Here is a 13,835-nt window from a genome sequence, read left to right on the forward strand (position 1 = left end):
GGATCAGGCGATGCGGTCCAGCACGATCGGGTTCGCGGTGAACGACGTGCCCTCGGGGGCGATCTCCACGCCGCCCTCCAGCGCCGCCAGCGCGTAGTCGTACTTCTCCGGGGTGTCCGTGTGGAGCGTCATCAGCGGCTGGCCCGCGGTGACCTTGTCGCCCGGCTTGGCGTGCATCTCGATGCCCGCGCCGAACTGGACCGGGTCCTCCTTGCGCGCCCGGCCGGCGCCCAGGCGCCAGGCGGAGACGCCGACGGCGTAGGCGTCGAGCTTGGTGAGGACGCCCGAGGCCGAGGCCGTCACCACGTGCTGCTCCCGGGCCACCGGCAGCGCCGCGTCCGGGTCGCCGCCCTGGGCCTGGATCATGCGGCGCCAGTGGTCCATGGCGGAGCCGTCGCGCAGGGCCTTCTCCGGGTCCGCGTCGGGCAGGCCGGCCGCCGTGAGCATCTCGCGGGCCAGGGCCAGGGTCAGCTCGACGACGTCGGCCGGGCCGCCGCCGGCGAGGACCTCGACGGACTCGCGGACCTCAAGGGCGTTGCCCGCGGTGAGGCCCAGCGGGGTCGACATGTCGGTCAGCAGGGCGACGGTCTTGACGCCGTGGTCCGTGCCGAGGCCGACCATCGTGGAGGCCAGCTCACGGGCGTCCTCGATGTTCTTCATGAAGGCGCCGGAGCCGACCTTCACGTCCAGGACCAGGGAGCCCGTACCCTCGGCGATCTTCTTCGACATGATGGACGAGGCGATCAGCGGGATCGCCTCCACCGTGCCGGTGACGTCGCGGAGCGCGTAGAGCTTCTTGTCGGCCGGGGCGAGGCCGTCGCCCGCCGCGCAGATCACGGAGCCGACGTTGCGCAGGACGTCCATCATCTCGTCGTTCGAGAGGAGGGCGCGCCAGCCCGGGATGGACTCCAGCTTGTCGAGCGTGCCACCGGTGTGGCCGAGGCCCCGGCCGGAGAGCTGCGGCACGGCCGCGCCGCAGGCGGCGACGAGCGGGGCCAGCGGGAGGGTGATCTTGTCGCCGACGCCGCCGGTGGAGTGCTTGTCCGAGGTCGGCATGGGCAGGGACGAGAAGTCCATGCGCTCGCCGGACTTGATCATGGCGGCGGTCCAGCGGGCGATCTCCGCGCGGTCCATGCCGTTGAGCAGGATCGCCATGGCGAGCGAGGACATCTGCTCGTCGGCGACCTCGCCGCGCGTGTACGCGTCGATGACCCAGTCGATCTGCTCGTCGGTCAGCCGACCGCGGTCGCGCTTCGCGCGGATTACGGAAATGGCGTCCATCAGCACATTTTCCTTAAGTTCGTGCGTCCTCAGTCTTCCCGGGGCCGGAAAGTGACCCGGAGGGGTTGTTTCCACAACCCCTCCGGCGCTTGAGGACATCTTTAACGATTCAGGTCGGCAGGCCCAAACGCATCCGGCAACAACTCGGCGAGCGGGCGGACGCCCGTCGTCGTGTCGACGGCCAGTTCCGGTCCGCCGTGCTCCCAGAGCAGCTGGCGGCAGCGCCCGCAGGGCATCAGGACATTGCCGTTGCGGTCGCAACACGTGAATGCGGTCAGCCGGCCGCCACCCGAGGAGAACAGCGCGGAAATGAGTCCGCATTCGGCGCACAGGGCGACCCCGTACGCCGCGTTCTCGACATTGCAGCCGGTGACGACGCGGCCGTCGTCCACGAGGGCCGCGGCGCCGACGGGGAAATCGGAGTACGGGGCGTAGGCCCGGGACATCGCGTCCCGGGCCTGCGTCCGCAGCGCCTCCCAGTCGAGGGGAGAGGTCACTTTCCTTGGCCCTTCCGGTAGGGCTTGCCGTTGGCCTTGGGCATCCTCAGCCGCTGCGCGGAGAAGGACAGGACCAGCAGCGTCACCACGTAGGGGGTGGCGTTCACGAGCTCCAGCGGGACGGTCTTGGTCAGCACGTACCAGACCACCAGCGCGGCGGCGAAGGCGGCGGCGACGACCGCGCCGCGCACCTTGCCCGCCCGCAGCTTCCAGACGGCGAAGCCGACCAGCAGCACGGCGAGGAGCAGCAGCAGCGCGTGCACGACGGGGCCGCCGGCGCGCAGCTGGAGGCTGTCCATGAAGCCGAACAGGCCGGCGCTCATCGCGACGCCGCCCGGCCGCCAGTTGCCGGAGATCATCGTGGCGAGACCGATGTAGCCGCGGCCACCGGTCTGGCCGTCGGAGTACATGTGGGTGCCGATGGCGAGGAACGCGCCGCCGAGACCCGCCATGGCGCCGGAGACGACCACGGCCGCGTACTTGTACGTGTAGACGTTGACGCCGAGGGACTCGGCGGCCACCGGGCTCTCGCCGCAGGAGCGCAGGCGGAGGCCGAAGGAGGAACGCCAGAGCACGAAGAACGTGCCGACGAACAGCAGCCCCGCGACGATCGTCAGCCAGGACACGTCGGTGACCAGGCCGTCGAGGATGCCGGCGAGGTCGGAGACGAAGAACCAGTGGTGCTTCTCGATGTCACCGAGCCAGTCGGACAGGCCGGGGATGGAGAAGGTCGGCATGTCCGACATCACGGGCGACTGCTTGTCGTTGCCGCCCGCCTGCTGGGCGTCGCTGCCCTCCGCGCCGAACCACAGCTTGGCGAGGTACTGCGTCATGCCGAGGGCCAGGATGTTGATGGCCACACCGGAGATGATGTGGTCGACACCGAAGGTGACGGTGGCGAAGGCGTGCACCAGGCCGCCGAGCGCGCCGCCGATGACACCGGCGAGCGCCGCGGCCCAGGGGCCGTGCTGCCAGCCGATCCAGCCGGCGCAGAAGGTGCCGAGCATCATCATGCCTTCGAGGCCGATGTTGACGACGCCCGCGCGCTCGGCCCACAGGCCGCCGAGGCCGGCGAGGCCGATCGGCACGGCGGCGGCGAGGGCGCCGCTGAACTGGCCGGAGGAGGTCAGGTCCCCGGTGCTGGTGATCTCGCGCAGGGCGGAGAGCAGCAGCAGACCGCCCGCGATGATCATCAGGACCACGGGGTAGGACAGCTTGCGCCGTCCGGGCTTGTTCTTGCCGCTGAGCGCGTCGGAGACCGCGGCGGTGAAGGTCGTACTCACGCGGATACCTCCGCCTTGTCGCTCTTACGGGCCTGGGCGGCGAGCTCCTCGCCGACCTTCCGCTGCTGGGCCTTGAGGCCGTACCGGCGGACGATCTCGTAGGCGATGACCACGCACAGGACGATGACGCCCTGGATCACGCCGACCATCTCCTGGGCGTAGCCCTCGAACTCCAGCTGGGTGCCGGTGCGCTCCAGGAAGCTCCAGAAGAGGGCGCCGAGCGCCATGCCGATGGGGTGGTTGCGGCCGAGCAGCGCGATGGCGATGCCGGTGAAGCCGATACCGGCCGGGAAGTCGGTGCCGTAGTTGTACGAGACGCCGAGCAGGGTCGGCATGCCGACGAGGCCCGCCATGGCGCCGGAGAGCACCATCGAGGTGACCACCATGCGCTTGACGTTCACACCGCTGGCCTGGGCTGCCGACTCGGACTGACCGACGGTGCGCAGGTCGAAGCCGAAGCGGGAGCGGTTCAGGACGAACCAGTAGACGAGGCCGGCGAGGGCGGCGATCACGACGAAGCCGTAGATCGGCTTGGGCGTGGTCGGGATCTCGAAGAAGTGCGCCGAGTCGGGCAGGTAGGGCGTGTGGATCAGGTTGCCCTCCTTCTCCGCGAGCCGGCCGTCCTGGAGGAAGTAGGCGATCACCGCGGCGCCGATGGCGTTCAGCATGATGGTGCTGATCACCTCGCTGACGCCCCGGGTGGTCTTCAGCAGACCGGCGATGCCCGCCCAGATGGCGCCCACGATCATCGCGACGATGATGATCACGGGGATCTGGATGATGCCCGGCAGCGTCAGGGCGCCGCCGACCACCGCGGCGAAGAAGGCCGCGATGCGGTACTGGCCGTCGACGCCGATGTTGAAGAGGTTCATCCGGAAGCCGATGGCGACGGCCAGCGCGGACAGGTAGTACGGGGTCGCCTTGTTGATGATCCAGACCTGGGAGTCGGCCTTCGAACCGAAGTCGACCATGACCTGGTAGGCGTGGAACGGGTCCTTGCCGGTGGCGGCGATGATGATCGAGGTGATCACCAGGGCGGCCACGATCGCCAGGACGGGCGCGGCGAGGGCCAGGATCAGCTTGTTCTTGTCCAGCTTCTTCATGGCGCTCATGCCTTGTCGCCCCCTTCCTGCTCCTGGTCCTGCTCCTGGTCGTCGGCCTCGACGTGTTCGAGGTGGCCGGTGGCTGCGCCGGTCATGGCCGAGCCCAACTCCTCGGGGGTGATGGTGGCGGGGTCGGCGTCGGCGACCAGGCGGCCGCGGAACATCACCCGCAGGTTGTCGGAGAGCCCGATCAGCTCGTCCAGGTCGGCGGAGATCAGCAGCACCGCCAGGCCCTCACGGCGCGCCTCGCGGATCTGGTCCCAGATCTGCGCCTGCGCGCCGACGTCCACGCCCCGGGTGGGGTGCGCGGCGATCAGCAGCTTGGGCAGGTGGCTCATCTCGCGGCCGACGATCAGCTTCTGCTGGTTGCCGCCGGAGAGGGAGGCCGCGGTGACCTCGATGCCGGGGGTGCGGACGTCGTACTCCCGCACGATGCGCTCGGTGTCGGCGCGCGCCGCCTTGGGGTCGAGGAAGCCCTTCTTGCTGTTGGGCTTCTCCGTGACGTGGCCGAGGATGCGGTTCTCCCACAGCGGCGCCTCCAGGAGGAGGCCGTGGCGGTGGCGGTCCTCGGGGATGTAGCCGATGCCGTCCTCACGCCGCTTGCGGGTCGGCGCGTGGCTGATGTCGGCGCCGTCGAGGGTGACGGTGCCCGCGTCGGGGTCCCGCATGCCCATGATGGCCTCGACGAGCTCGGCCTGGCCGTTGCCCTCCACACCGGCGATGCCGAGGACCTCGCCCTTGTGGATGGTCAGCGAGATGCCGTCGAGCACCGCGCGGACGACGCCGTCCGGGTCGGTGGCGGAGAGCTGGAGGTCCTCGACCGTGAGCATCGGCGTGTCGGTGACCGTCGACTCACGGGTCTCGGGCGACGGCAGCTCGCTGCCGACCATCAGCTCGGCGAGCTGCTTGGGGGTGGTCTCGCTCGGCACCGCGGTGCCGACGGTGGTGCCGCGCCGGATGACGGTGATGTCGTCGGCGACGGAGAGCACCTCCCCGAGCTTGTGCGAGATGAAGATGACGGTGAGGCCCTCGGCCTTGAGCTCGCGGAGGTTGTCGAAGAGCGCGTCGACCTCCTGCGGGACCAGGACGGCGGTGGGCTCGTCGAGGATCAGGGTGCGGGCGCCGCGGTAGAGGACCTTGAGGATCTCCACGCGCTGGCGGTCGGCGACGCCGAGGTCCTCGACCAGGGCGTCGGGGCGGACCCCGAGGCCGTAGGAGTCGGAGATCTCCTTGATCTTCGCGCGGGCCTTGCCGCCGATGCCGTGGAGCTTCTCGGCGCCGAGGACGACGTTCTCCAGGACGGTCAGGTTGTCGGCGAGCATGAAGTGCTGGTGCACCATGCCGATGCCGCGCGCGATGGCGTCGGCCGGGGTGTGCAGGGTGACCTGCTCACCGTCGAGCGTGATGGTGCCCTCGTCCGGCTTCTGCATGCCGTAGAGGATCTTCATCAGGGTCGACTTGCCGGCGCCGTTCTCGCCGCAGAGGGCGTGGACGGAGCCGCGGCGGACGGTCAGGTGGATGTCGTGGTTGGCCACGACGCCCGGGAACCGCTTGGTGATGCCCGCGAGTTCTACTGCGGGGGCGGTACTGCTGGACGCTTTGATGGCGCACTCTCCTCGGGGAAGGGAGCGGGAGGAAGACCGGGGCGAGCCGGGCGGGGACCGGCTGTGCCCGGACGGGGCGTGCCCGGATCGGGCGGGGGCGACGCTACACGCGTCAACGCTGCGCTACGCGCGTAGCGTTGGCTCGCAGTTACGGGCCCGGTGGCGGGAGGAGCTCCCCCCGTACCGGGCCCGTGGTGGTGCGAGGCCGGTCAGGGACCGGCCGGTGCCGGCCGGAACCGGCCCGGGATCACGGGGAGGTCTTGACCTTGACCTGACCGTCCACGATCTTCTTCTTGGCTTCCTCGATCTGGGCCTTGATGTCGTCGATGTGGCCGCCCGAGGTGGACAGCGACACGCCGCCGTCCTTCAGGAGGTACTGACGCTGGCCGGTGAGCGGCTTGCCGTCCTTGACGCTCTTGATGAGGTCGAAGACCGCGACGTCCACGTTCTTCACGACCGAGGTGAGGATGGCGTCCTTGTACTTCGCCAGACCCGGCTGCTGGTACTGGTCGGAGTCGACGCCGATGGCCCAGGCGCCCTTCTTGGCGGCGATGGCCTCGATCGAGCCGTTGCCGGAGAGGCCGGCCGCGGTGTAGATCACGTCGAAGTCCGAGTCGAGCATGCCCTTGGCCTTCTCCTTGGCGGCCGCCGGGTCGTTGAAGCCCTTGTCGCTGTTGGAGAGGTAGTCCGAACGGACCTCGACCTTCGGGTCGGCCGCCTTTGCGCCCTGCTCGAAACCGGCCTGGAATTTCTGGATCAGGGCGTTGTTCACACCGCCGATGAAGGCGACCTTGTGGGTCTTGGACTTCAGCGCGGCGGCCACACCGGCGAGGTACGAACCCTCGTGCTCACCGAAGGTCATGCTGACGACATTCTTGCCCGGGGCAACCGAGTCGACCACGCCGAAGGTGACCTTCGGGTATTCCTTGGCCACCTTCTCGATCGACTTCGAGTAGTTGAAGCCGACGCCGATGACGGGGTTGTGGCCCGCGTCGGCGAGGGAGCTCAGCCGCTGCTCGCGCTCGGCCTCGGTCTCACCGTTCTTGGCGGTGAGCAGCTTGGCCTTCATGCCCAGCTCGGCCTTGGCCTTGTCGACACCACGGGCCGCCGACTCGTTGAAGGAGTGGTCGTCACGGCCGCCGACGTCGAACGCCAGGCCGACGCCCTTGTCGCCACCCGATTCGGTGGAGGACTCACCACAAGCGGTGAGGGTGAATGCGAGGGCCGCGGTGGCGACACCCGCGACAGTGATTGTGGATACCCGGCGCACGAAGGGGCCCCTTCACTCGAAGCGCCTCCGTCGGCGCTGGTTCGCGGGAATCGTAACGCGCGTAGATGGAGAGAAAAGGGGTAGTTCGAAGCCGTTATCGGATCGTCGCGAACCGTCCTTGCCCCGAATGCGTCCGGATTGACCACGCCGGCTGTGTACGTGTCAGCTACACCGACCGGGCGTCCAGCAGGGCGGCGGCGGTGAAGAGCTCCACCCCGGCCTGGATGGCCCCCTCGTCCACGTCGAAATCACCGGAATGCAGGTCACGTCGGGTGTTGTCGCCCACCGGCCGCACCCCGAGCCGGGCCATCGCGCCGGGCACGTGCTCCAGGTACCAGGAGAAGTCCTCGCCGCCGAGGCTCTGCTCGGTGTCCTCGACCGAGTCCGGTCCGCGACGTGCCGTCATGGCGCTCCGGAGCAGCTCGGTGACCTCCGGGTCGTTGACGACCGGGGGGACGCCCCGGACGTAATTGATCTCCGACTTCGCACCGTGCAGCGTGGCGATCTCGTCGATCGCGGCGTGCACCAGGTCGGGCGCGTCCCGCCAGGCGTGCAGGTCCAGGCAGCGGACGGTGCCGGACAGCTCGGCGTGCTGCGGGATGACGTTCGGGGCGTGGCCCGTCTCCATCCGGCCCCAGGTGACGGACATCCCCGAGCGGGCGTCGACCCGGCGGGCCAGCACCGCCGGCACGTCGGTGGCCACCCGGGCCGCGGCCGTCACCAGGTCGGTGGTGAAGTGCGGGCGCGCGGTGTGGCCGCCGGGGCCATCCAGGGAGACCTCCAGCCGGTCGCAGGCGGAGGTGATCGGGCCGTGCTTCAGGCCGAGGCGGCCGACCTCGACCTTGGGGTCGCAGTGCACCGCGAGGATCCGGCCCACGCCGTCCAGCGCCCCGCACTCGATGGCGTCGAGCGCGCCGCCGGGCAGCACCTCCTCGGCGGGCTGGAAGATCAGCCGGACCGGGCGGGGCAGCAGGCCCCGCTCGGCCAGCCGGGCGAGGACCAGACCGGCGCCGAGGACGACGGTGGTGTGCACGTCGTGGCCGCAGGCGTGGGCCATCCTGGGGACCGTCGAGCGGTACGGAACCGTCTTGGTGTCCGGGATGGGCAGCGCGTCGAGGTCCGCGCGGAGGGCGAGGACACCCCGGGCCGCGGTGCCGTGCTGCCCGGCGACCCGGCCGGCCGTCTCGCGCGCGGTGTCCCGGCCGATGTCGCAGAAGAGCCCGGTGCCGGTGGAGAGGGTGCGGGGGGTGAGCCCCGCCTTCTCCAGCCTCGCTTTGACCGCCGCGGTGGTGCGGAACTCACGGTTTCCCAGCTCGGGGTGCATGTGCAAGTCCCGGCGGAACGCGATGAGTTCGGCGCGCAGTACGGAGGGGAGCTCTCCGAGGAGCTCACCGTCGGCGGTGTCGGGTTCGGCGTCCAAAGGCATCAGATGGTTCACGCACTGAAGGGTAAAGCCCCCGACCCGGCAACTGCCCCCAGATCAAGAAAAGTTCAGCCGCATGGATGGGTGCCTTGAGGGGTATGACCAGTATTTACGGCCGAGGGGGCACTCAGAGGCATGGCCGGAAGCCGCCGCACATCCGAGGCGGTGTCTGTCACCTCGGACAGGAAGCCCTCCGCCCGGGGCGAGGCCCGCTCCGTGAGCCACACCGGGTCGATGTCGCAGACCGCCACCGTCACACCCGTACCGGCCAGTGCCAGCGGCAGCGTGTGCACCACGGTCGAGGGAAAGCTGAGGACGGTGCGGCCGATGGGGCCGCGACGGGCGATGAGCTCCAGGGGCAGCTCGGGGCGGACGACCTCCAGGCCCAGCCCGGAGGCGACGCGGTGCAGCTTCTCGGCGCTCTCCCGGCGGTGGGCGAAGTAGCGGGTGGCGCCGTACGCCCTGGCCAGCCCGGCCACCGCCGCCAGATAGCGCTCGGGGTCGACCACCCCGGTCTCGACCAGCGAGGTGCCGACGAGGTCGGTGCCCCGGGTGAGTCTCGGCGGGCCGAAGGCCGCGCGGGTCCAGGCGAAGTCGTTGCGGGTGACCGCCACGCCGGGCGGGGCCTCGACCGGCATCGCGGTGAACACCGTCACGCTCCGGCGGGCGTTCGGCGTCAGGCGACGGCGCGTTGAAGCGGACACCGGCGCGAAAGCCAGATCGCGCGCCCCTCGGCTGCCCCGCCGGTGCCACCGTACGAGGCGCTCGCCCCGGGCGAGTTGGGAGACGAACTCCATGGTGGCGGTGCCGTCGTCGACGACCACCAGCTCGCGGGCGCGGGTGAGCGGCAGCAGCAGCTGCACATAGCGCGAGAACGGGTCGCCGATCACGACGCGGCGCGCCCGGCGCAGCGGGCCCGCGAGCCCGGCGACGGTCCGCAGCGGCGCGCCCGGCCCGCCCCGGGCCTCCTCCCAGCGCAGCCGGTGGCCGTGGTCGCGGGCGAGTTCGGCCATCCGGCGCAGCTGACCGCGCGTCATGGGGTCGTGCGGGGCGAGCACGACGATCACGAGACCGGTGTCGGCGGGCGCCGGGACGGCGGCCCGGCGGTCCCGCCGCTCGTCCGGCTCCCTGTCCGGCTGCCGGGGCACGCCGTCGCGCGGGGGCGGCGGGCCGGAGCCGTGCGCGGGGGAACCCGAACGGCCGGTGGCGTACGCCCATTCGAGGACGTTCAGGAGCTGGACGGGGCTCTCGACGAACGCCAGGGAGTCGGCGGCGGCGCCGGGCGAGGAGCCCTCGGGCGGGGGCTCGTCCCGCGGGGGCGGGCCCTGCGGCGGCTCGGGGCCGCGCTCCCCGTCCTGTAGCCGTTCGTTCCGCGACCGGCCGTCGTGCGGTGGGCCGTCGTGCGGCGAGCCGGCCTGTGGTGGCCCGTCCTGTGGTGGCTCTTGTGGTCCTTCCGGCGGTGCCACGGGGGTGCCCGTCACACCGTTGCGGGTTCGCGGTGGCCGGCCTGGGCGACGACGCCCGGGACCCGGCGCAGCTTGCGCATCGGGCCGAGCTCGCTCTCGTAGACCTTCTTCACGCCGTCGCCCAGCGACTCCTCGACGACCCGGATGTCGCGGACGAGCCGCTGGAGCCCGCCGGGCTCGACGGAGGCGGCCTGGTCGGAGCCCCACATGGCCCGGTCGAGGGTGATGTGCCGCTCGACGAAGGTGGCGCCGAGGGCGACGGCGGCGAGGGTGGTCTGGAGGCCCGTCTCGTGGCCGGAGTAGCCGATCGGGACGTTGGGGTACTCCGCCTGGAGGGTGTGGATCACCCGGAGGTTGAGCTCGGCGGCCTTGGCGGGGTACGTGGACGTCGCGTGACAGAGCAGGATGTTCTCGCTGCCGAGCACCTCGACGGCGTGGCGGATCTGCTGGGGCGTCGACATGCCGGTCGAGAGGATCACGGTGCGGCCGGTGGCGCGCAGGGTGCGCAGCAGCTCGTCGTCGGTGAGCGAGGCGGAGGCGACCTTGTGGGCGGGGACGTCGAACTTCTCCAGGAAGGCGACGGCCTCGGTGTCCCAGGGCGAGGCGAACCAGGCGATGCCGCGCTCGCGGCAGTACGCGTCGATGCTGCGGTACTCGTCCTCGCCGAATTCCACCCGGTGGCGGTAGTCGATGTAGGTCATCCGGCCCCACGGCGTGTCGCGCTCGATGTCCCACTGGTCACGGGGGGTGCAGATCTCGGGGGTGCGCTTCTGGAACTTCACGGCGTCGCAGCCGGCGTCGGCGGCGGCGTCGACGAGGGCGAGGGCCTTGTCGAGGTCGCCGTTGTGGTTGATGCCGATCTCACCGGTGATGTAGACGGGGTGGCCGGGGCCGGCGGTCTTGTGGCCGAGGGGGCGGGTGCGCAGGGCGGGGGTCATATGGGGTGTTCCTTAGGTCGCGGTGAGCGGGGCTGAGCGGGCGGAGTGCGGGAAGGCGGCGGGCTTTTCGGTGAGAGGGCCTCCCGGGTGAGCGCGCCGCTTCGGTGAACGTCCTGGCCGGTGGGCGGTCTGCTCGGCGGGCGGCCTGCTCGGTGGACGGCCTCAGAGGGACGGGCCGAGCAGCCAGGAGGCGATCTCCCGGAGGGCGCCGTTGCCGCCTGGGGCGGACGTCACGGAGCGGGCGGCGCCGCGTACGACGTCGTGGGCGCTCGCGACGGCGACGGGCCAGCCGACGAGGTCGAAGCAGGGCAGGTCGTTGACGTCGTTGCCGACGTAGAGGACGCGGTCGGGGGCGAGGCCGTGTTCCTCGCACCATCTCTTGAGCGCCAGGTCCTTGCGGTCGACGCCGTGCAGCACGGGCACCTGGAGCTTGCGGCCGCGGGCGGCGACGACGGGGTTGGTCTCGGTGGAGAGGATCAGCAGGGCGAGGCCGGCCCGGCGCAGGGCGGCGACGCCGAGCCCGTCGCCGCGGTGCACGGCGACGATCTCGCGGCCGTCGGCGTCGATGAGGACCCGGTCGTCGGTCTGGGTGCCGTCGAAGTCCATGACGACGGCGTCGACGTCGGCGCGGGTCGGGACGGCGCCGGTGGCGGGCCCGTCGAACAGCGGCGCGAGGGCGCGGGCGCGGGCGAGGTCGTGCGGGTCGTCGACCTCCAGGACGCGGGCGGCGTCGGTGCGGACGAGCTCGGTGCGCCCGAAGAACCGGTGCCGGGCGGCCCGGAAGCCGTCGGCGCGCATGGCGTAGGCGGCGCCGGTCTCCAGCAGGTCCTGGGGGCGGTCCTGGCGGCGCGGGCGGTGGGACTTGTCGTGGTTGACGCCGTGGGCCCCGGGGCGGGACCGGGCGGTCCGGGTGCCGTGGGCCGCGGGGATCCCGTGGCGGTCCTCCGGTCCGTCGCCGGCCGGGGCGGCGGCCACGGTCCGGCGGGGGGACAGCTGCGCGGGCAGCACGGCGTCCCCCGCGGGTGCGAAGTCCTCCTCCGCCCGCCAGACGAAGCCGTGGAAGGGGGCCACCGTCAGGGCCGTGTCGGCCCCCTGTTCGACGACCGCGGCGGCGACGCCGTCGATGTCCGCGCTGCTGAGGAAGGGGCTGGTGCACTGCACCAGGAGCACGGCGGTGACCCGGGCGCCGGACATCGCCTCGTAGGCGTCCATCGCGTGCAGCACCGCCGCCTCGCTGGTCGCGGTGTCGCCCGCGATCGTGCCCGGCCGCTGGACGACGACGGCGCCCGCGCCGCGCGCGGTGGCCGCGATGCCGGGGTCGTCGGTGGAGACGACGACGTCGCCGACCAGGCGGGCCGCGCGGCACTCGCGCACGGCACGGGCGACGAGGGGCACGCCGCCGACCGCGGCGAGGTTCTTGGCGGGGACGCCCTTGGACCCGCCGCGGGCGGGGATGACGGCCAGGACGGCCGTGGGGCGCTCGGCGGGTGCGGCCGGGGAATCCGGGGTGGCCGGGGCGGCCATGGGTGCTCCTTCGGTGCGCGCGGGGGTGCTGCTCACAGCTCCCCCAGGCGGCGGATGACGGGGGCGACGCGCTGGACGCCGTGGCGGTAGGCCCCGCGCGCGGCCTCGCGGACCGCCCGCCGCAGGGCGCTGGGCTCGCCGGCCTCCCGGCTCCGGCCGGGGAGGGGCGGCCGGTGGGGTCGAGGCCGTGGCGGGCGAGGACGGCGGGGAGGTAGCCGGGTGCGGTGGCGGCCGTGTAGTAGGGGGCGAGCGGGGGAAGCGCGGGGCGTGCGACGAGTTCGGTCACGCGCCGGCGCGCGGTGGCGAAGGCGGTGCCGTGGGCGTACGGCCCGTCGGCGGCGACGCCCTGCCGGGCGCACCAGCGCGGGTCGGGCTCCGGGAGGTGCCCGGCGTCGAGCCGGTCCCAGGAGGCGAGGCAGCCGGAGCCGAGGAAGTGGTGGTTGCCGAGGGCCTCGCGGATGCCGAGGTCGGTGAGGACGACGGTGGGGATGCCCAGGTGGAGGGATTCCAGGGCGGCCGTGGAGCTGACCGTCACCAGCAGGTCCGTACGGGCGAGGACCTCGCCCATGTGCCCGTACACCAGACGGCAGTTGGGCGGCAGGCCGCCCGGCAGGCGGGCGGCCAGCTTCTGGTACGGGAGTTCCTCGATGTGCGTGGTGTGCTCACCGGGCTTGCTGCGGAGCTTGACGAGCACCTCCCGCCCGGGGTGCAGGCGGGCGTGCTGGGCCGCGCGGCGCAGGAGGTACGCGCGGTCCTCGCGGCGCTCGGGTACGGAGGGCTGGGCGGCGAACACGACGGTGAACGGACGGTGTTGGGGGTCCGTGTCACTTCCGTCACCGGACTTCCCTCCGTTCGCTCCCGCCTCGTCGGGGTCGCCGAGGAACGGCAGCGCCCATTCCGTGACGGAGCCGGCCGGGGCGCCCACCCCCTCGTACACGGCCCGGAACCGGTCCGCGTCGTCGGGCGAGTTGGCGAGGACGACGTCCGCGCCGTGGCGCAGGAGGAGGCCGTCGGCGAGCTTCTCGTAGACGACGCCGACGTAGCCGGTGACGACGACGGGGCGGACGGGCGCGGCCCCCCAGGCGTGGGCGAGGCCGTGCAGCGCGGCCTGGACGGCGCCGCCGACGCAGGCCAGCACGATGACGTCGTACCGCGTCCGGTCGGCGCCGCCGACGAACTCGGCGGCCGTGACCTCGCGGAGGCTCTCCGCGCGCACCCCGACCTCGGCCAGCTGGCGGCCCGTCGGGGTCGCGCGCCCCCTCAGCAGCCGGCCGTCGAGACCGGCGCCCGGGGCGAGGCGGTGCGCCGTGAGCGCGCCCCATTTCCACCGGGTGTCGGAGTCGGCGAGCACGGCGATCCGCGGCGGCGAGGACGACGAACGGTCAGTACGTGAGGGCACGTCGCCGACGATAGGAATCCATTCCGTTTCGTTGCCCAACGTGAGTA

The 13,835-nt window shown here is 72.1% G+C and carries 10 protein-coding genes and 1 pseudogene; all 11 read right to left on the reverse strand.

All coding sequences use genetic code 11. The features are described from left to right. Window positions 1–3: 3 nt before the first annotated feature. Entirely contained in the window at window positions 4–1,287 is a 1,284-nt protein-coding gene (locus SMD11_RS12810) for a thymidine phosphorylase (protein WP_087926588.1), read from the reverse strand. A 95-nt stretch (window positions 1,288–1,382) separates the two neighbouring features. Continuing rightward, complete coding sequence (locus SMD11_RS12815) at window positions 1,383–1,778, reverse strand: cytidine deaminase (protein WP_087926589.1); 396 nt, start codon at window positions 1,776–1,778, stop codon at window positions 1,383–1,385. Further along, a complete protein-coding gene (locus tag SMD11_RS12820) occupies window positions 1,775–3,061 on the reverse strand; it encodes an ABC transporter permease (RefSeq protein WP_234366011.1) in 1,287 nt (428 codons plus the stop codon). The genes SMD11_RS12815 and SMD11_RS12820 overlap by 4 nt, the downstream gene beginning before the upstream one ends. Next, the gene (locus tag SMD11_RS12825) at window positions 3,058–4,164 is read right to left on the reverse strand and encodes an ABC transporter permease (RefSeq protein WP_087930465.1); all 1,107 of its coding nucleotides are present in this window, start codon (window positions 4,162–4,164) and stop codon (window positions 3,058–3,060) included. The genes SMD11_RS12820 and SMD11_RS12825 overlap by 4 nt, the downstream gene beginning before the upstream one ends. A 5-nt stretch (window positions 4,165–4,169) precedes the next feature. After that, entirely contained in the window at window positions 4,170–5,768 is a 1,599-nt protein-coding gene (locus tag SMD11_RS12830) for an ABC transporter ATP-binding protein (protein WP_087926590.1), read from the reverse strand. 247 nt (window positions 5,769–6,015) lie between these two features. Continuing rightward, complete coding sequence (locus SMD11_RS12835; RefSeq protein WP_087926591.1) at window positions 6,016–7,038, reverse strand: BMP family lipoprotein; 1,023 nt, start codon at window positions 7,036–7,038, stop codon at window positions 6,016–6,018. A 166-nt stretch (window positions 7,039–7,204) separates the two neighbouring features. After that, window positions 7,205–8,464 (reverse strand): amidohydrolase, encoded by a 1,260-nt coding sequence (locus tag SMD11_RS12840; protein ID WP_087926592.1) that lies wholly within the window; start codon window positions 8,462–8,464, stop codon window positions 7,205–7,207. Window positions 8,465–8,529: 65 nt separating this feature from the next. Next, the gene (locus SMD11_RS12845) at window positions 8,530–9,723 is read right to left on the reverse strand and encodes a hypothetical protein (RefSeq protein WP_087930467.1); all 1,194 of its coding nucleotides are present in this window, start codon (window positions 9,721–9,723) and stop codon (window positions 8,530–8,532) included. 215 nt (window positions 9,724–9,938) lie between these two features. Further along, window positions 9,939–10,865, reverse strand: coding sequence for an N-acetylneuraminate synthase family protein (locus SMD11_RS12850; protein WP_087926593.1), 927 nt, complete (start codon window positions 10,863–10,865; stop codon window positions 9,939–9,941). Window positions 10,866–11,027: 162 nt separating this feature from the next. Continuing rightward, a complete protein-coding gene (locus SMD11_RS12855) occupies window positions 11,028–12,389 on the reverse strand; it encodes an acylneuraminate cytidylyltransferase (RefSeq protein ID WP_087926594.1) in 1,362 nt (453 codons plus the stop codon). A gap of 32 nt (window positions 12,390–12,421) precedes the next feature. Next, window positions 12,422–13,788 (reverse strand): annotated as a pseudogene (locus tag SMD11_RS36355) (DUF6716 putative glycosyltransferase). Between the last annotated feature and the right edge of the window lie 47 nt (window positions 13,789–13,835).

Origin of the sequence: Streptomyces albireticuli, assembly GCF_002192455.1 — a bacterium.
Classification (GTDB): domain Bacteria; phylum Actinomycetota; class Actinomycetes; order Streptomycetales; family Streptomycetaceae; genus Streptomyces; species Streptomyces albireticuli_B.

Bases quoted from the DNA above. Each gene is read 5' to 3' on its own strand.
- SMD11_RS12825 (WP_087930465.1), bottom strand. From the start codon at position 4,164: ATGAAGAAGCTGGACAAGAACAAGCTGATCCTGGCCCTCGCCGCGCCC.
- SMD11_RS12840 (WP_087926592.1), bottom strand. From the start codon at position 8,464: ATGCCTTTGGACGCCGAACCCGACACCGCCGACGGTGAGCTCCTCGGA.
- SMD11_RS12850 (WP_087926593.1), bottom strand. From the start codon at position 10,865: ATGACCCCCGCCCTGCGCACCCGCCCCCTCGGCCACAAGACCGCCGGC.
- SMD11_RS12855 (WP_087926594.1), bottom strand. From the start codon at position 12,389: ATGGCCGCCCCGGCCACCCCGGATTCCCCGGCCGCACCCGCCGAGCGC.